The organism is Ferruginibacter yonginensis (assembly GCF_042651465.1).
Taxonomy (GTDB): Bacteria; Bacteroidota; Bacteroidia; order Chitinophagales; family Chitinophagaceae; genus Ferruginibacter; species Ferruginibacter yonginensis.
The window spans coordinates 40,188-58,581 of sequence record NZ_JBHSCZ010000001.1 but is presented as its reverse complement, the minus strand read 5'-3'; the positions used below and the strand labels follow the sequence as shown (position 1 = coordinate 58,581).

Sequence of the window (18,394 nt, the reverse complement as noted above, 5' to 3'; positions counted from 1 at the left end):
GCTTTTTTTATATCAATGCAGTAAATATTATTTGAAAATCTTTTCAAAAAATGCTTTCATTTCGTTGAAAGATGCGGTATCAGCAGCTGCATTATAAGCAATAGGAATACCATATTTTTTACCTTTTTCAGTAGCCATTGGGTTTGTAAATGCATGTGTAGCACTATCGTAACCTTTAAATGTGTAACTAGCTCCAATAGAATCCATTTGCGTTTTAAAAGTAGCTACTTCGGTTGCTGGTACAAATTGATCGGCATTACCATGACAAACCAATACATCAGCTTTAATTAAACCTTTTACAGCTGGTGCAGTACCCACTAAGTTACCGTGGAAGCTTACTACACCTTTTAGTGGTTCGCCTAAACGAGCCATGTTTAATACCATTGCACCACCAAAGCAATAACCAATAGCAGCTATTTTAGTGGTATCAACACCTTTTACGGTTTTTAATTTTGCTAAAGCAGCATCAAACCTGTTTTGTGCTAATGGAGTAGGTGCATAAAAAGGCGTTGCCAATTTTCCTGCTTCATCAGGTGTTTCAGCCGTTTTACCTTCACCATACATATCAATCGCAAATGCTACATAACCTAACTCCGCTAATTGTTTAGCCCTGCCACGTGTGTAATCGCCAATTCCCCACCACTCTGGTACAATTAATACCGCAGGTTTTAAATTGGTATCAGCTTCATTGTAAGCGATAAAACCCTTCATGGTTACACCATCGCCAGTGTAATCAACATTTTCTGTTTTAATGGTTACTGCTTTAGGTGCAGCTTCAGTTGGCGTAGTTGCTTTTGAACTTTCATTGCTATTGCAAGAAGTAATGAACAACATCATTGCTGCACATGCACTAGCAAATGTTACATTTTTAATCATGGTTATATATTTATTGTTTTTTAAATGGTTTCAAACGCTGGCTTAAAATCGTTCCAAAAACGATCCAATGCCATTAAATGTTGTTTAAAAAAACTGATGATAGAGGGCCAATATTGCTCATCAAAAACGGTCACATGCTTGAGTTCAATTGAAATAATACTCACAGTCTCCCCTGTTTCTTTTTGATATTGCTTACGCCAATACCAACCCTCACCTACTATTTTTTCAAACTGATTTGCAAAGTTATCAAAAATTTCAAAATATTGATGTTGCAACATCATATCTTTTACATTAATTTCAATAAATACTTTAGCCGTATTTTGGTCAACATCGGCTTTAAAAAATATTCCTTTAATACCGGTTTTGTAATTAACCCAGTTTACTTTTTCAAAACCTGCAGGTGGTACGGGTGACATATACTGTCCAAATTTTGTCCAAAATTTTTGCCGTATGGCAGATGCTTGTTCTTTTGTATACATGTAATACGCTAATTGGGAGCAATAAATGCTGGCTTACGAATAAAGCTGCTATTATATTTAAAACGGATATTAGTACCTATTTCAAATTTAAAGCCTTTTAAACCCTCATATATTCTCGGAAAATAAAATCCTTTTACTTCAACAGTTCCAAAAGTAAGATTTTCATTTCGAGTTCTAAAACCACCACCAATGGCAGTATAACCTTTGGTATATTTAAATGCCTGTTGTTGCGGCTGTAACAAACTCACATCAGTAAATATAAAAGGCGCTATCCTAAAACCAGCAATACTTTGTAAATTATAAAATACGGATTCAAATTTTACTGTTGTACGTCTGCTTGCAGCATCAATATTATTGCGGAAATAAGGTAAACCATAAGTACTAGCTAATACCAGTGGTGCATTTAAAAAAGTATTAAATTGTTGTGTATAGTTAATGGAGAAAAAATTCCGGTTACGCCATTGTTTGCTCAAAGTATACAGTTGGGTAAACTTATTAATGCCAATAACAATATCAGCATCTTCAAATTGTTTGCGGTTAACAAAACTACCTGCTTTAAAAGTGTAGGCAGTAAAGCAGCCATTTGGTGCATAGTGTGTACCATCAAACTCAATACCATAATACCCTCTTTTAAAGCCTTGTTTGTTGGTATACCCTCCAATAATAGTAGCATTTAAGCCTTCAGGCACATCTTCATTTCTACCAAAACCATAAATAAAATTGGTTCTGTAAAAGTTTTGCTTGTATAAGCTATATGACAATAAAGCCCCATTTATATCTGCATAACTATAATTATACTGCGATTTAAATACAGCAGGTACTTCATAAAATTTATTATAGAATGTACTCACTGCCACGAAATGCCGAAGTCGCTTTTCAGAATCTTTTTCTTTGCGATTTTTATGGCCAATATTATACCCAGCCCACACATCGGTAACAAGTAATTTGTACTTAAAATTGTTTTGATAAAGCGAATCGGGTAAGTAATTATTATCGGTTGTTTTATATGAAAATACTGCAGCAGCTGTCCATGCATCATAACGGCTCACCAATGGTTTTTCAAAACTTGTATAAAATGATTGTTCTTCTTTTCGTCCGCTATTAAAAGCAGCACCAAAAGTGGTAAAGCCTGTACTCCAATTAATAAAACTATGGTTAATGTTACGTTGTGTATAAGCTAATCCTAAACCATACTGCCTTTGCCGATCTTTATCATACAAACTAGCATACTCCAACTTATTACCGGTACCAAATAAATTATCTTCTCGTACAATAGCATTGCCTTTAGTTGGTCCGCTAATATTAAGTGAACCGCCAATAGAAAATACATCTTTTGTTACAATAAAAACATCAACATAATTACTGCAACTATCTGCCTGCACTACAATCAATGCATCTTTTATAAAAGTTAAATCCCTTAAGTAACGTTCGTTATCAGAAAATAAAAGTGGTAATACTTTATCACCTTCTTTAAAAAATAAATTTTTTCGAATCACGGTTGGTAAAGTGTTCTTATGAAAAGCATCAGCCATTTTTGCTGCAAAAGTTTTACTTACACCTACGCTACTATCTTTCATAATTTTATTAAAACCAGTAGGTGCTATTTGAATGCTCCTAATTACTTTTCCATTATAAGCTATAAATGGATTTACGGATTTAATGGGTGCTTCAGGCAAATTATCCCTGTAAATGCTTTTACCTAATTTTTTTAATAAGCCTTTCTTTTTGAGTAGAAAAAAAGTATCATTTTTAGGTGTAACCTGTGCATACAGGGCGTTACAAAGCAACAATGCCATACAACTACACCATAAAAAAAGATAACGTTTCACCATGAACAATATTGAATAGTGTAGTTAAGATACTTCATTAATAGCGATTACAAATGCTTATTTTTCCACAAATAAGGGTGTTTTACCTCTTGTAAAGCAATACGTCCTTTTAACAATATATTATCATGCCAATAGTTTAAGCTGCTGTATCTTTGCGGCGCAAATTCGATACTACGATCAAATAATTGAATCTATACTACTCCCTTTTGCAACATTCCTTATCAGAAAGCAAGCACAGCCTTACTTTAAAGGAAATTATATAACGAAAATAAAAAAAGATGAAACAAAACACACTAGGTGTATTAGCACCCTTGACACAAGAACAAATGGACAATTTAACAAAAGAAACAAAGGAAACTTTAGCAGTACATGCTATTAAAAATGCAAACAATCAACGCCAATTTGGTGCTATTGATATGTGGCATGTGAGAAGATCACGACGTACCATGACTTCGATGAGAAAATGGTTTAATTAAACCATGAAGAGAGGGATGATTTACAGAGAGCATGGGTTAGTGGTATGATACTGCTATCACCCATCTCCCCACCCTGTTTTAGGCAAACTTAAAATTGCAACACTTCATTCATTAATTTACGATGAAATACTTTTTCAAATAAAGCCTTGTTATCAGCATTACTCAAAGCTTCTAAATGCCGATTATGGTGCAAATCAGTACCAACCAATCTGTGTAATTGGTGTTTAATAATATACATAGCGGCTTTCGCCACATTTTTGCCATAATAGCCAGTGAGTGATAATAAATTTACTTGTAATAAAAAGCCCATATCATGCAAATGATCATAGGTTTTAAAATCGTTATGAAAATATACATAACGTTCAGGATGTGCTAAAATAGGTTGATACCCTTCCGTAATCATACTAAAACAAATATGCTCAATGTTGATAGGCTTTTCAGAATACGAAAACTCCGTTAATACCCAATTTTCATAAACAGTAAGCAAAGGAATTTTTTGTTGTAACTGCCCCATAAAAGCATCGTCAATCATATACTCAGCAGCTGCCCTCAAATGATAATCAATTTGCGCCACCTGCAATGCCTGTTGCAATGTAGTAAATGCTTTCCCTATGGTATTAGCATCATTTTTATACAAATCACTGATGATGTGTGGTGTTGCAATAGAACCTTTTAAACCCAATGCCATTAAGCCTTTTATTAATGTAATAGAAGTTTGTTCATCAGGAGATCCATCATCTAACCCTGGTAAAATATGAGCATGCATATCATATTCAATAGGAAAATAACTGTTATTGTTTGGTATTTCATTTTTTCTGAAAAATGATAACATTATAGTGGGTTGTTAAAGAAAAGCTGCGTAATTGTATTGATGTAATTTAATCAATGGTTTCATAATAGATACCAAAAAAGGCATCGGTATGTTGTTTCTTTTCATCGCTAAATAATCTCTTCTATTAGCCCTTAAACGATGATTAAAATTTTTATTACTTGCACCACCTACCCTCATTTTTACAATTAATGATGGTAAATAATAAGATGATACTTTGTGTTGGTATAAGTAACGAGCCATAAACTCATAATCGGCTGCTGTATAGTAATGATTTTCATAACCACCATACTGAGCAATCAATGATTTTTTTATGTAAAAGGTAGGATGACCAGGCATCCAACCAATATTAAAAAGCGAACGCCTGTATTTTTTGCCTTTCCATACCCTTACCACTTTATTGGTATCTTCTTGCTCTACATATACTAAGTCGGCATACAAACTATCTACTTGTTGTTCTTTAAATGTGGAAACTATATGAGCAATAGCATCTGGCGATGCCAACATATCATCACTATTTAATATACCCACTACCTCTCCAGTAGCCAATGCAATACCCTTATTAATGGCATCATACATACCCCTATCAGGCTCAGAAATCCAATGGGCAATTTTTGACTCGTATTGTTTTATGATTTCAACCGTACCATCTTGCGATTTCCCATCAATAATAATATGCTCAATATCCGGATAAGTTTGTCCTAACACTGACTCTATACAGTGTTGTAAATATTTAGCTGAGTTGTATGTTACTGTTATTAATGAGATCCGCATGGTTAAATACATTTAATCTTCATTAAGGGTTATGGAGTGCCCAAAAATAATTGTATAATGTCATAGTACCAACGTTTAAATAACTTGTTTATTATTTATTAATATGAAAATAAAAAGCACCCACAAAAAAATATTTATTAACTACTTAATATTCATATAGTTACAACAAATAATAGTATAAAGAACTTTCATTACTTTTGCTGTAGTGAAGTTACTACAAAGTTTAATCTAAAAAAGGGGGACATAAAAAAGTGACCTAAACTATTACCCGGTCTTTCACTTTTACGGCAGGATTGCCTTTATAAATGGCGTAAGGAGTAGTATCGCCAACTAAAACAGCCCCTAAAGCTACCACAGTATGTGTTGCACAATGTGCACCACCACAAACGGTACTTTGGGCACCTATCCAAGCACCATCTTCAATTACAATGGGCTTTACAATTAAATCAAATTGTGTACTAGTATAATCATGATTACCACATAACAACAATGCATTTTGTGAAATACATACGTGGTTACCAATGGTTACTTTGGCTAAATTATCAATCCATACTTGTTCGCCAATCCATACATAATCGCCAATAGTTAACAACCAAGGATACTTAATATTTACACAAGGTTTTATACAAACCCCTTTACCTACGGTTGCACCAAATAAACGTAATAAAAATGTTTTAAGGGCATAAAAAGGAAAACAGCTCGATTTAAAAAACACCACATTGATAAAATACCAAAGCAGCCGTTTGATAGGGCTACCCGGTTGGTACCATTGATTGTTAAACGTACTTAAATCAACCTGCTTCATCTGTTGCTAAAAAATGTGATTGCTTATCAAAAAAATAAACCATTAATAAAACGGCAATATAAGTGATAATATTAAACCATGTATGATGATCCCACCCAAATGGAAAATGCCAGTGAGCATAATTAGCCCACAATACCATTGATATACGTAAAACATTCAAACACCAAATCAATAATAAACCGCCTAACATCCAACGCAATTTCATCGACCATTTTGCAGGTACAGCTGCTGTAAATGCTACCCAAAAACTCATAATACCAATGGCCAAGCAACCATATACCAATTTAATACCCCTACCTGTTACCGTTTTTACCACATAATCATCTACCTGTATAGTAGCAACACCAAATAAATGAAACAAAGCCCTTGTACTGTTTAAAATAGAAGCCCTTAACCAACTTGTTACGTTAAAATAAGTAGCTAAAAACTCATTATAATACCCACCCTCTACCGTGGCACCAGTAAGCCAGCGCATACCAAAATAACATACAGCCAACACCAACAAAAAAATGAGGGTGAAACGTGTAATCTTTTTTTGAAGATTATGCTTTAAATAATCGTTGGTAGGCATTATCTAATTGATGTTGTTGAATTGCATAAGCAGCATAATCAGCCGCACCTTCTACATACTCTTGAAAAGTGGTAGCATCCATATTGGCAAATTTTTCAATTGCTGCTGTAATAGCATCTACCGTTAAGGGTACATTTTCGCCAGCCTTAGCATTCGCTAAATGCTGCCAAGGTGTGTGTTCACTTGTGATTACTGGCCTACCTATTTGCAAAGCTTCAATGATGGCATGACCATAATTTTCACTTTTACTAGGCAAAATAAATACCTGCGATGCTGCAACGGCTGCTGCAACGGCGTCACTTGCGATAGCACCATGGTACATTACATTAATGTGAGCAGGCATTTGTAAAATAACTTGCTGGCATTGTTGCCAATAGGCAGCATCTTTAACGGGACCATAAATATGATAATCAATAGCACTGGTACATTGTTGCAATGCTTGCAATACTAATAAATGATTTTTCATTGCACTTATCAGTGCCATGCTACACAATACCAAAGTACCAGGTTGTTTGGTTACCGCTAATGGTTGGGCAGCCAATAGTTGCGGATAATTAGCAGCAATATTAACTTGGGCGGTAAGACCAAAAATATTTTTAATAAACTGTGCTTCTACAGCATCGGTTGCATGAAATTTTACTTTTTTTTGAATGCCCCACCACTGTAACGCCTTTATGAATACCTGCTTTTTAAATCGCTTCTGTGTTAAAGCACCCTCATGCAACATACCCCTTACCGATAAAATTTTGAGCGGTACTTTGCAAAACAACAACGGCACAATATTATAATACCAATCAAACAAGCCTATTACAAATAATACATCAGGTGCTATTGTTGATACTTCCGCATGAAGTTGGTTACTAGTGTTTGATGTTACACTGCTATACCAAACTTTAGTATGGTCATTAAAATCAATCCAACAATCGGTGGTAATACCTGTTAAAGCTGTGCCGTCTAAATCTTTATTGCTACAAAATACATAATAGCGAATGTTAGCAGGCGCATACCCTACTACCATATTGGCAATAGATTGTATGGGGCCCCCAGCTTTAAATGCTGGTGTAAACCATGGTATAGTAATGAATATTTTCACGACGTAACCAATGGCTTTAATGGCATTTGTATATAAGCCAACAGTTTAGGGAAAACAAACACTTTCAACAAATAAAACACCACTAGGTTCACATATATCTGTCCGATTACAAAAATATTATCTGACTCAAATGCAAATAACCCCATAAACATAGCGCCTACAATGGAGTAGTTAAATATAAAATTAGTAGAGGCATTTTTTATAAAATAAAAGTAGATGATACCATAAATAAAGCCTAAAATCAGCAACGGGATGTACATGCCAAAAATGCCAAAATCAATATACCCATCAGCAAAATAACCTAAACTAACGGATACCCCTTTACGCAAACCAGCATATTGAATACCAGTATATTTTGATGCTTTTACTGATGCATCATAAACTCCTTTATCAGCATTTAAAGCCCTGGGTGTTACTACAAATAGTAATGTATTTCCCCAATTGGTACCATCTTGGTAAGGAATAACCCTAGGCACCCGATCGATGGTTTTGGCAAAATGGTAAGTGTATTGTAAACGATCTAAAAAGTTAACAGTTGATTGGGTAAAACCTGTTTCGGCTCTTTTATCAGATAATTCCAATAATTTATCTAACGCCTCCCCTTTTTCAACCTGCACGGTTTGCGACTTACTTCCTTTGTTTAAAAAACTACGGTACTCATCTTTAATACTCGTCCAGAAAATACCACCAAATACCAAAAATACCATGGCCACCACAGCAATCAATAATTTATTCAACCTTACTACCGTTAAAAAAGTAAGTGCCAAAAAAGCAACAAAAAATATAATAGTTTTAAACTCAGAAAAATAACTGAAAAACCCCAATGCAAACTCCAACCCAATAAAAAAATACAGCTCTTTTCGGCGCCTATTTTTTATGATGCTTTGAAAAGCAAACAATAAAAACATAAACCATTTTAAATTGGTTAATGAAAGTATAATTTGCGTTAAAGCAGGCACAGCAAAGGCAATACCTTGTAATGCACCCATACCAAAAAAAGTAGCTAAGTAAACATTAAATGTTTTATCAATGGAGAGCCTATCAGCATGTTTGGTGAGCTTTTGGAGGTTAAGAGCAGGAATTTTATTTTGATAATAAATAATAGGTCCAAATAAAAATATTAAACCTGCATAACTAGCAATAGTGGCCGTCATGGTACTATCGCTGCGGTAATTAATATCTTTTCCTAAATAATTACTTTGCCATACCCCAGCTGATATTTGTATAAAATGGTATATTAAAATAATGGTAAATACGGATGGTTTAAACGGTTGCTGTAAACGTACCATCAACATATAAAAAACCAACATGCCTCCAAAAAGCAAAATCCCATTGGTAAAAAAAAGTTGACTCAATAAAAATATGATCAAGAAACTTTTAGCACCATCATCAAAATAAACCTTTGTTTGCATGAATATATTACACTCTTTTAAATACTGCTCAAACTATTTTACCAATTAGCAAGCAGCACAAAAATACTGATATGTTATGGCTTCACCGTTTTTAAAATGGCTGTAACAATATGCTGATAATGATGTTTGTTATTCAAACTATGTTGTATTGTAGCCGCATCAAAATGAATAGTACCTTCTAGCATTTTGTTAACCAATGCTTTGGTTGCAGCAATTGCTGCAGTTGCATGCTGCACATCTATCAACAAACCATTGTTTTCAGTAATTAAATCAATAGCACCACCACATAGTTGCGATGCTACTACAGGAACCCCACAAGCCAATGCTTCATTGATAGCTAAACCCCAAGTTTCACCCGGCCCTTTGGAAGGTAATACAAACAAATGAGCCAAACGATAAATAGCAGGCATAATAGCCTGGTTTTGAAATGGCAAAAACCGAAAACGATCATCATTGCAAGTGTGGGCTTGCAATGCAGCAGCAAGTGCACCATCTCCAACAATCAAAAACTTTAACCTACGATTGGGCAGTTGGGCAGCTAAAGTAGCCATAAAAAAAGGATCTTTTTTCTGTTGCAATTTTCCGCTAAACAAAAGTACAATATCAGTTGCTGCAAGCTGTAAACGATTCTTATAATCGGCTACTGTGGCTTGCAATGCCGCATCTTCATGCATAAAACGATCATTATCTATTGCATGTGGCGCATATACCAATTGCTGTGGCTGTAAACCATGTTTTAAAAAATAAGCTTTATTATGCGTACCAACATACAGTGCTTTATCTACATACCTATACACCCATTTCAAAAAAAACCTGCGCACTATTTTTTTGATGGAGATGCCTGCTGTTTCATCAAGTAAAGTTGAATCACCCCTAAACAATACAGGTACTTTTCCTTTACAATAACGCATCAATTGTAAGTGACTCTTAAAACTCCAACCATACACCAATACAGCAGTTGGTTGCCAATGCATCACCAACTTTATTAATGAAGGATTATCAATTCCTTTAAAATGATGAGAACCAGGGTTAGTAGCTACGTTTTCAACAAATTCATATTCATATCCACTTAATAAAGGTATATCCCACGCTATGGTACTGCCGAAACCAGGGTCGTACTTTGCTGTAGCAGCCTGTGCACCCCAAGTATAAAATACTTTTACAACCAAGCCTTGTTGTTGCGATAATAATTGAAACAACGGAGCATTGTATTGTATAGGATGAGTGGTTATAATAGCTAATCGAGCCATCAAAATATAAAGCGTTTATGATTTTTGTAACCTAAAATAAAATGATTCTAACAACCAATAACTCAAATAACTAATGGGTATGATCACCAATGTTGTAAGTATATATAAACTTACCAATTGTAACGGACCATTAGGTAAATATTGTTGAAATACACCAAAACAAACATCGAGTAACAGTGCATGCCACAAATAAAAACTAAATGAAATTTTACCAACAAATGCCAAATATTTGTTACCAATTATTTTTCCAATAGTGGGATGTTGTAATGATACCAAAATCATGTAAGCAAAGCCAAATGTCATCAATAGAGGACCAATAGTTTCAAACAAAAATCCAAATGTTCCCATTTTGGTAACCCATGCACTATAATAAAACACTTTACCCATGTAAGCAATTACCAACCCTACTATAAAACCGACCCAACTTTTAAAAGGCCATGTGGTCGCTTTAGATGTTTGGTACAATCGTCCAATGATGATACCCCAAACAAAATGACCAAAATTACCCATGATGGTGTAGTACCATGCAAAATCATTGTTATAGAGCAACCCTTTATAATGAGCCAAATTGAGCAAAATAAATAACAGCAGCAACGGCCCCAACATTATTCGATATCCCCACTTTTTGATGGCCATAAATACAAAGGGTAACCCAATATAAAAAAACCACTCTACTGATAACGACCAAAAAATACCTGCAATTTCTGCACCATGTACATATGGTTGAATAAATAAAAAATTACATGCTAGTTTAAACAATACGGCACTGTTGATGGTTTTAAAATAAACCAAAGCATAAACCATACAAGCAACATAAAATGCAGGTGCAATACGTAACAATCGTTTTTTCCAAAATCCAATCAATGCAGCAATATCCCATTGTTGCTTGCCATGCATTACCCAATAAAAACAAAAGCCACTGATTACAAAAAACAAATGAACACCATTACCCCATATACTCAATACTTTAAAAACATCTATACCAGCAATAAAACAAGTTGGTTGCTGCAACAGGCCCATTACATGAATATACAACACACCCATGCAAGCTATGGCACGCCAACCATCAATAACACCTAATCGTTTAGATGAGGCTAACATCAATGTTGAGTAGATGAGGGTTGAGCAGTTGGCACCACTTTATCAAGCAAATTTGCCAAAGCAGCCGTTACGTTTTTAGCACTGTATTGTTCAAATAACTGCATATCTACTTGTGCAATATTGTAAGTGGAAGCAAATTGTTGGTAAGCCATAAAATGTGTGATAAAATCAGCGGTTATAGTACCAACACCTGCAGCACCATCAAAAGCCAAAACAACTCCAGCATTTGATTGCCTCACTATTGCAACAGCCGTACTTTGTTGGTGCAATACTGCAAACAATGGCTTTTCACTTAATACAGCTTGGTAGGTTTTACTAGGGGTATAATGAGGTTCTGTACTACCCAAAATAAAAATACCATTGGCAATATTTAAATGGACCAATACATCTAAATAAGGAATTCGCTTTGGGTATTCAAATACAATACTATTATACAAACCATATTTTTCAGCCAATGGTTTTATGGTATAACTCTGATCATCTAGCGCCCTACTACCTGTGCCTACAAAATGAAACTGAACGTTGCTGAATGCTGCTTTATTAGCCGATATAGCCTTAAATATAGCTTCTAATGGTTCATAGGCTTTAGGCAACATGGCTCCTGCATACATCATTTTAAAAATACCTTGTTCTGCTGTAAATAAATATGGCGTAATTGACAAACTTGGTACAATAGCATGATCAGCTTTTTCGCCACCATAAGGCATAGCCCCTACAACAGCTTGTGTTTTTAAATGGGGGTTTCTTTCAAGCACAGGTTTATAATACCCTGCTGCTACACCTGTTATTAATGATGCCTTTTTTACTGCGATAGGTTCTAAAAATTTGGCTAATTGGGTACTCAACCAATGCCTACTCAATACCTTATTACTACCCGGAAACACATGTACCCAAGGGTCAATATAGTCAATGCCATAAGGTACACCCGTTGTTGCATGCAACCTTCTCCCTAATAAAGCCCCATAAAAAGAAGGTATTGGAATGTATATAAAATCAATGACCTCTGCCTTAATGATGGCTTTCGCTTTTTTATACAATGGTAAAAAACCCCTCAAACCTATATCGCCTACCAACCTAGGTTTGGTGACTGGCATTGCAGCTACTTTTTCAATGCGTAAACGAGCAGGTAATAATTTCACCAAATTATAATCAGGCGCTTCCTCATAAAACTTTTCAGCAACAGTGAGTATAATTGGCTCCCAACCAAATGATGGTAAATGTTGTGCAAACAACCTTGGCCGATGCACCCCTGCTAAATTTGAAGGAGGAAAATGTGGATATATAATGAGAACTTTTTTCAAAAAAATATAGTTATGTGGTCATCAATAAAAATCACTTTTTAATAGTACGATACAAGCTACGTAAACCATTTTTTACAACTACTGGGCATTTACGTAGTAAAGATGTGATGCTTCCAAATGGAATACGACTATAATAATATGACTCAAAAAATTGTAAAATATCACTTCTGGTCATCAATGATAATTGCGGTGTACGCAAGGCACCTGCCCAATGTATTAATTGCGGATGAGATTTGCCTTCTTTAACCCCCGCTAAAGTTAATGTTTGGGTTACTGCAGCTTCACTCCATAACATAAATGGCGTTGTGGCATCAACTACTAATTGTTGCGACTGCTCCCAAATAGGTACCAATACATTCAACATCGATTGATCTACCAACGGAAAATCTTGTAAACGTTTCCAATGTGGATAACCATCAAAATCAAAAAAGTAACTTATATCTGCCTTGGGCATACAACCAATTGTAACAACCAACTGACCAGTATTAAAAAAGTAACCCGGATATTGATATTGCGGAAAAGTAGCGTTCACCACTCCCATATCAAAATAAGTTTTCTTTACCCAATCTGCCGTTGGATCTTCAGTAGGTTCAGGCGATACAACCAAATCAGCTTTGTTAGCCAATGGCATCAATACATCTAACAACTTTCCTGTAAACACAATATCCGCATCAATTACCAAAAACTGTTCGCCTTTAAATCGTTCGTCGGTTAAAAAAAATATTTTAGCAGCTGCCCATCCAAAATTTTTAGCTTCAAATTGAATCAATGATACCTGCCAATACCGCTCAATTTCTTGGGTTGAAAAAGCACCATTCAACTCATCTTTGATCAAATAAATAGGCACATCAGGATAATAATAGCGTATGCTTGCAACGCATATTTTACAAAACCAAACATCCGTTTTATTAACGGTGATAGCAATCTTCATATTGATGTAGTAGCGTAAGTAGAAGGTGAAGAAATAGATGCAGCGACTAGTTGCAAAAAAGAAGTTTGTTCCGCTTCCCAATGCAAACGCTCTTGTGCCAATGCATGAGAGTTCTTTCGGTGCAATTGTAATAAATGCGCATCTGTTGCATAGTTAGCCAAAATAGCTGCCAAACCAGCTGCATCGTAAGGTGCGTAGGTACAACCAGTATCGGAATACTGTTCCCAAAACTGCTGTTGTGCCTTGGTTTGTGAATATACAATAGCATTACCTGCTAATAAATACATATAAATTTTATTGGTTAAACAAACCGTTCTATTGGCTATATGGGGTACTTCACAAGCCAACCCTATATGGCATTGACTAGCCAATGAAACAATAGCGGCTTCAGCAACAGGTGCATGCCAAATTATTTGCTGCAAATGGCTATTTGTTGTACGCAATAATCCATTAAAATATAATTTTAAAGCCGGTGTTACATTACCCAACAAATGCAATACAATGGGCTGTGTTGGCAATAAATTCATAGCGGCAATAACGGTCTCCAACCCCCTATCTTTGCCTACATGTTGCGAAAACCAAAATAATTGTAAAGGCACTTGCGGTATGGTTGTAACAGTTGGCAAAGCGTATGCTTTTGTAAAACAATTTTGTACCGTGGTTATGGGCACTTGAGGAAACAACTGTTGATAGGCTTCAGTAATTAACGGACTTGCACCTGTTGCCCATGATAAGGCTGGTACAAATTGCTGTTCAATTGCAACGACTTGTTGTTGTGCCAACGTTCCCTCAGCGGATTCACCCCTATGGTAATCTTCAAAATCAAATGAGGCCGTAGCACCATATCGCTTTGCCGCAGCTACCACCGCTGGCAATGCCCCTAAATTATGACCACGATAATGTGTAGCTTTTATTTGCAAAGCTGCACTAAGCAATGCCTTTGCATACAATGCTTGCCCATAACTAGCCCACCTAAAATGAGGGCCCATTAAACGAAACAACCACCCATAACATTTACTTTGTAATCGAAGCCATTTATACCGCCACGGAGCATTTTCAGCATTTTGCCCTACCTGTTTCCAATCAATGTTGCGATGCGTTGCAAATAAAGCATCATCCAATGCCGTGGCCCAAGGTGAAATAGGTACGTACAATACCGTAACTTGATAACCAGCATCAGCCAATGACAAAGCCTCTTTTACCAATCGAGGGTTGGCACTCGGTTGACCCGATGTTACCAATACAATGTTACCAGTTGTTTGTTGAGGCTGCATGAAAGTTTTCTAAAAAAAAACTGGGTGTTAACTGACTTATTAATTTGTTGGGGTAGCTGATGCATGCAAACTTAAATATTGTTGTGCAATTACCTTAGCATCAAAACGTGCTGCTGCATGTTGCCTACAAGCTGTTCTATCAAATTCCGATAATTGTTCTAGAGCAGCAATCATACCTTCAGTATGCGCTACTTTAAAACCTGTAATACCTTCATCAACCACCTCCGTTACGGAGCCTTTCTCAAATGCAATGACGGGTGTACCACAAGCCATCGCTTCTATCATTACAATTCCAAATGGTTCGTTCCATTCAATAGGCATTAATAAAGCCTTGGCTTTACCCAACCATTCATTTTTTTGTGCGTCATTTACGGCACCAATATATTGAATTTGTGTACCATCAATATGCGGCGCTATTTCAGTGTCAAAATAAGCTTGCTCATCTGCCAATGGCGATACATTACCGGCAATTACCAATCGTTGCTGCGTTGCTTTTGCAACAGCAATAGCCGTATGACAACCCTTTACCTTTTCAATTCTTCCTAAAAACATTAAAGGAGCATCAACTGCAACAATGGGTACAAGTTGGTACTTATTAAATTGTATAGCATTGTATACTGTATGCCAATTACCTGTAACCCCTGCTCTTTCAATTAAATTGGTGCTACAACCAGTAAATACCAATTGCCGATGCGGTAACCGCTGTATCATGCGTATATTACCACTAGTAATTTCTCTACCATAAGTCATTATTTTTTTTACCTTAAATGGTAATACGGGCAATAGGTATAATAATCTACCAAAATTATGTATCAAATCATATTGCTTTCTACGCTTCCATAAAAACCGCCATGCGGTAAATATCGCTTTTTGTGCATCTTTTTTGGTTGGCGGAAAACCAACTTTCCCATATCCATACACCCTACAACCCGGTACAGTAGAGCCATTAGTGATTAACAAATCTACCTCATGCCCCATTTGCTGATAGGCTTGTGCAAACATATCGACCAAACGTTCGTGACCGCCATACCCTTGTACCGGTATCAAAATCCCCGGATCCATCACTATTAATATCTTCATAAAGCCAATATGCTTTTATATAATTGTTGGTACTGATGAGCAACTGTTTCAAAATGAGTTACGGCAGGTATTTGTGTACGAGCAGTTTCCAGTAAAGCAGGTGTTTGTATCAGTAATTGTATTTTTTGTTGTAAAGATGTGGCACTATTAAAATCAAACAGCCACCCATTAACGCCATCCGTTATTTGTTCGGCATTGCCATATACGTTGGAAGCAATAACGGGTATACCTGCTGCAAAAGCTTCTTGAATTACTAACGGACTCATTTCACAAATCACCGATGGTAATACCAAGCAATCGTATGCTTGCAATGTTGCTACCATTGCACCAGCGTTGATGATACCACCCCATGTAACGGGTAAATGCTGTGCCATTTCCTTACATTCGGCTACATAATCTGGCTCCGTTTCTGGCCCATACACCGAAAGCGACACAGCACCAACGGGTAACGTTTGCATTGCTTTTAATAAAAGATGTAACCCTTTCGATGCACCTATTCTACCAACAAATACCAACCGTAAAGTGGTTGAATGCGTACGTGTTGCAGTAAAGCTACTACTACTTGGCAGCCCTTGTTGTATCAATTTTAGTGTGGATGCTGCTACCCCATTTTGCAATAAAACTTGTTGGTACCATTTGGTAAGTACCACCAACTTACTACTCATTTGTGCAAGTTGTAATAACCTGTGTTGTAATGATTGTATTAAAAAAGGGTGTGCCAAAGCAGTACCCAAACTATTACCCCAACCAATGCTATTAAAGCCTGCTTTAAACATTAAAGTACCTAAGCTATGTACCATTGATAATTTTGCACCCCTCAATCCCTTTTGGTGTAAAGCACAACTACTACACTTATATACATCAATTATACCATCGCAAACAACAGCATCTTTAAACAATAAGTTATTGCTGATACAACTGTACCCAGCTAAATGAAGTGTGGTTACAATAGGTATTGCCATGGAGTGTACGGCTGTAACATGCAATATACCAACACCATTACTGCCACCAACTGCTTGAAAATGCACCAAATCAGGTGATACATTTTTAATAACTGCTGTAAAATTTGTTAATCCATCAGGTGCTCTTTCACCCATAATCAATGCCCTATCTACAACAGATGGTTCGGCATATTGTATCACCGTAATACCCTCATACACATATTGAGTGGTAGCAGTGGCACCATAACCCGGTATCACTACAGTCACTTCATGGCCTTGCTGTAGTAAAGCCTTACTCAATGCATAGGTATACACTTCTGTACCAGCAGTTTGCTGTGGTAAAAAATGCTGTAATACTTGAACAATTTTCAATGCAGTAGATTGGTTGGAAACAGATACAAAAAATTAAAAAAGATGATTATCAATTATTAAGAAACTAATAATGACGTAAAAAACATTTCACTATTGCCCCTTTCCTATCAAACGTTGTAATTTATTTACGGGCAATAATGATTGAATTAGTTGCAGCGCACTTACTTTATAGCCCTTGAGCAATATACCTACTGCCGTAAAATTACCCGTTAACATAAAACGAATGATTTTATGGCAATAAATCCTAATAAAATTCCGCTTTGCCTTTGCTATTGCTGCGGCATCAAGCGGTACTTGGGCTTGCGACAATGCATCCATCACCAACAAATGCCTACTTACCAACGCTTGGTAATCTTGCTGCTCATATTTATTTTCCTGCGCATCATGTTGCCGCCACCAAAGCAGGGCTGGCCAAAACTGCACACAATCATATTGGGCTGATAAACGCAGCCATAATTCAGTATCGCCTACATAACGTTTGCCACTAAAACCCCCTACTGCATCAAAAGCTGCTTTACGAATGATGGCACCACCCGGACCAGCATAAAAAAATGATTGCACTAAAAAATGGGTTTGATATGCAACCTGTGGTGTAAACAACCTTGGAAAATGAATAGCATCGTTGGGCGGACCAAAATAACTAAAACCATACGCTGCACTAGGATGTTGTTCCATCGCCTGTACCATTGCTGCAATGGTATGCGGATAAATCATATCATCAGCATCAACGTATTTTAAATATATACCCGTTGCTAAAGAAGCAGCCCGGTTTCTATTACCATAATCGCCCAAATTATGGGGATTTCGGTACAATTTTATTCTTGCATCAGCAGCAGCAAACTGCTCACATATCGCCACCGTTCCGTCTGTTGAACAATCATCCGTAATAATCAACTCCCAATGTGTATAGCTACTAGCTTGCACACTTTTTATAGCGGCTCCTATATAAGCTGCCCTATTATAGGCCGTCATTAACACACTAACTAAAGGTAACTCCATG

18 protein-coding genes are annotated in these 18,394 nt (G+C 36.3%); 1 reads left to right on the top strand and 17 read right to left on the bottom strand.

The window, feature by feature from the left end; translation table 11 throughout:
* Positions 1-27 precede the first annotated feature (27 nt).
* The 3 genes from ACFOWM_RS00240 to ACFOWM_RS00230 are packed head-to-tail and all read right to left on the bottom strand — an operon-like array spanning position 28 to position 3,187.
* The gene (locus ACFOWM_RS00240) at positions 28-876 is read right to left on the bottom strand and encodes a dienelactone hydrolase family protein (protein WP_379705357.1); all 849 of its coding nucleotides are present in this window, start codon (positions 874-876) and stop codon (positions 28-30) included.
* A 20-nt stretch (positions 877-896) separates the two neighbouring features.
* Positions 897-1,355 carry a DUF4268 domain-containing protein gene (locus ACFOWM_RS00235; protein ID WP_379705354.1) on the bottom strand — a complete coding sequence of 153 codons (459 nt, stop codon included), beginning with the start codon at positions 1,353-1,355 and terminating at the stop codon, positions 897-899.
* 8 nt (positions 1,356-1,363) lie between these two features.
* On the bottom strand, positions 1,364-3,187 hold the full coding sequence (locus ACFOWM_RS00230) for a hypothetical protein (RefSeq protein WP_379705351.1): 1,824 nt from the start codon (positions 3,185-3,187) through the stop codon (positions 1,364-1,366).
* Positions 3,188-3,462: 275 nt separating this feature from the next.
* Between ACFOWM_RS00230 and ACFOWM_RS00225 the strand changes: the two genes are divergently transcribed.
* A complete protein-coding gene (locus ACFOWM_RS00225) occupies positions 3,463-3,660 on the top strand; it encodes a hypothetical protein (protein WP_379705348.1) in 198 nt (65 codons plus the stop codon).
* Between the two features lie 88 nt (positions 3,661-3,748).
* Here the strand turns inward: ACFOWM_RS00225 and ACFOWM_RS00220 are convergent, their stop codons facing one another.
* The 14 genes from ACFOWM_RS00220 to ACFOWM_RS00155 form a co-directional block, all read right to left on the bottom strand.
* Complete coding sequence (locus ACFOWM_RS00220; protein ID WP_379705345.1) at positions 3,749-4,492, bottom strand: tyrosine-protein phosphatase; 744 nt, start codon at positions 4,490-4,492, stop codon at positions 3,749-3,751.
* A 12-nt stretch (positions 4,493-4,504) separates the two neighbouring features.
* Positions 4,505-5,263 carry a glycosyltransferase family 2 protein gene (locus ACFOWM_RS00215; protein WP_379705342.1) on the bottom strand — a complete coding sequence of 253 codons (759 nt, stop codon included), beginning with the start codon at positions 5,261-5,263 and terminating at the stop codon, positions 4,505-4,507.
* Between the two features lie 256 nt (positions 5,264-5,519).
* Positions 5,520-6,068 (bottom strand): WcaF family extracellular polysaccharide biosynthesis acetyltransferase, encoded by a 549-nt coding sequence (locus tag ACFOWM_RS00210; protein WP_379705339.1) that lies wholly within the window; start codon positions 6,066-6,068, stop codon positions 5,520-5,522.
* Positions 6,055-6,639: an exosortase/archaeosortase family protein gene (locus ACFOWM_RS00205; RefSeq protein WP_379705336.1), complete on the bottom strand. Its 585-nt coding sequence runs from the start codon at positions 6,637-6,639 to the stop codon at positions 6,055-6,057. The genes ACFOWM_RS00210 and ACFOWM_RS00205 overlap by 14 nt, the downstream gene beginning before the upstream one ends.
* Positions 6,611-7,732, bottom strand: a complete 1,122-nt coding sequence (locus ACFOWM_RS00200) for a glycosyltransferase (protein ID WP_379705333.1) — start codon at positions 7,730-7,732, stop codon at positions 6,611-6,613. The genes ACFOWM_RS00205 and ACFOWM_RS00200 overlap by 29 nt, the downstream gene beginning before the upstream one ends.
* Entirely contained in the window at positions 7,729-9,144 is a 1,416-nt protein-coding gene (locus tag ACFOWM_RS00195) for a hypothetical protein (protein ID WP_379705330.1), read from the bottom strand. The genes ACFOWM_RS00200 and ACFOWM_RS00195 overlap by 4 nt, the downstream gene beginning before the upstream one ends.
* 74 nt (positions 9,145-9,218) lie before the next feature.
* On the bottom strand, positions 9,219-10,394 hold the full coding sequence (locus ACFOWM_RS00190; RefSeq protein WP_379708253.1) for a glycosyltransferase family 4 protein: 1,176 nt from the start codon (positions 10,392-10,394) through the stop codon (positions 9,219-9,221).
* A 15-nt stretch (positions 10,395-10,409) separates the two neighbouring features.
* A complete protein-coding gene (locus ACFOWM_RS00185) occupies positions 10,410-11,495 on the bottom strand; it encodes an acyltransferase family protein (RefSeq protein ID WP_379705327.1) in 1,086 nt (361 codons plus the stop codon).
* Entirely contained in the window at positions 11,495-12,796 is a 1,302-nt protein-coding gene (locus tag ACFOWM_RS00180) for a hypothetical protein (protein WP_379705324.1), read from the bottom strand. Before ACFOWM_RS00180 ends, ACFOWM_RS00185 begins: the two co-directional genes overlap by 1 nt.
* A 31-nt stretch (positions 12,797-12,827) precedes the next feature.
* Positions 12,828-13,727, bottom strand: coding sequence for a hypothetical protein (locus ACFOWM_RS00175; RefSeq protein ID WP_379705321.1), 900 nt, complete (start codon positions 13,725-13,727; stop codon positions 12,828-12,830).
* On the bottom strand, positions 13,724-15,001 hold the full coding sequence (locus ACFOWM_RS00170) for a hypothetical protein (RefSeq protein ID WP_379705319.1): 1,278 nt from the start codon (positions 14,999-15,001) through the stop codon (positions 13,724-13,726). The genes ACFOWM_RS00175 and ACFOWM_RS00170 overlap by 4 nt, the downstream gene beginning before the upstream one ends.
* A 39-nt stretch (positions 15,002-15,040) precedes the next feature.
* A complete protein-coding gene (locus ACFOWM_RS00165; protein ID WP_379705316.1) occupies positions 15,041-16,081 on the bottom strand; it encodes a glycosyltransferase in 1,041 nt (346 codons plus the stop codon).
* Positions 16,078-17,394 (bottom strand): glycosyltransferase, encoded by a 1,317-nt coding sequence (locus ACFOWM_RS00160; RefSeq protein ID WP_379705313.1) that lies wholly within the window; start codon positions 17,392-17,394, stop codon positions 16,078-16,080. The genes ACFOWM_RS00165 and ACFOWM_RS00160 overlap by 4 nt, the downstream gene beginning before the upstream one ends.
* A gap of 90 nt (positions 17,395-17,484) precedes the next feature.
* On the bottom strand, positions 17,485-18,393 hold the full coding sequence (locus tag ACFOWM_RS00155; protein ID WP_379705310.1) for a glycosyltransferase family 2 protein: 909 nt from the start codon (positions 18,391-18,393) through the stop codon (positions 17,485-17,487).
* Between the last annotated feature and the right edge of the window lies 1 nt (position 18,394).

Bases quoted from the DNA above. Each gene is read 5' to 3' on its own strand.
- ACFOWM_RS00195 (WP_379705330.1), bottom strand. From the start codon at position 9,144: ATGCAAACAAAGGTTTATTTTGATGATGGTGCTAAAAGTTTCTTGATC.
- ACFOWM_RS00210 (WP_379705339.1), bottom strand. From the start codon at position 6,068: ATGAAGCAGGTTGATTTAAGTACGTTTAACAATCAATGGTACCAACCG.
- ACFOWM_RS00175 (WP_379705321.1), bottom strand. From the start codon at position 13,727: ATGAAGATTGCTATCACCGTTAATAAAACGGATGTTTGGTTTTGTAAA.
- ACFOWM_RS00225 (WP_379705348.1), top strand. From the start codon at position 3,463: ATGAAACAAAACACACTAGGTGTATTAGCACCCTTGACACAAGAACAA.
- ACFOWM_RS00165 (WP_379705316.1), bottom strand. From the start codon at position 16,081: ATGAAGATATTAATAGTGATGGATCCGGGGATTTTGATACCGGTACAA.
- ACFOWM_RS00170 (WP_379705319.1), bottom strand. From the start codon at position 15,001: ATGCAGCCTCAACAAACAACTGGTAACATTGTATTGGTAACATCGGGT.
- ACFOWM_RS00205 (WP_379705336.1), bottom strand. From the start codon at position 6,639: ATGCCTACCAACGATTATTTAAAGCATAATCTTCAAAAAAAGATTACA.
- ACFOWM_RS00220 (WP_379705345.1), bottom strand. From the start codon at position 4,492: ATGTTATCATTTTTCAGAAAAAATGAAATACCAAACAATAACAGTTAT.
- ACFOWM_RS00235 (WP_379705354.1), bottom strand. From the start codon at position 1,355: ATGTATACAAAAGAACAAGCATCTGCCATACGGCAAAAATTTTGGACA.
- ACFOWM_RS00155 (WP_379705310.1), bottom strand. From the start codon at position 18,393: ATGGAGTTACCTTTAGTTAGTGTGTTAATGACGGCCTATAATAGGGCA.
- ACFOWM_RS00185 (WP_379705327.1), bottom strand. From the start codon at position 11,495: ATGTTAGCCTCATCTAAACGATTAGGTGTTATTGATGGTTGGCGTGCC.
- ACFOWM_RS00240 (WP_379705357.1), bottom strand. From the start codon at position 876: ATGATTAAAAATGTAACATTTGCTAGTGCATGTGCAGCAATGATGTTG.
- ACFOWM_RS00230 (WP_379705351.1), bottom strand. From the start codon at position 3,187: ATGGTGAAACGTTATCTTTTTTTATGGTGTAGTTGTATGGCATTGTTG.
- ACFOWM_RS00215 (WP_379705342.1), bottom strand. From the start codon at position 5,263: ATGCGGATCTCATTAATAACAGTAACATACAACTCAGCTAAATATTTA.
- ACFOWM_RS00190 (WP_379708253.1), bottom strand. From the start codon at position 10,394: ATGGCTCGATTAGCTATTATAACCACTCATCCTATACAATACAATGCT.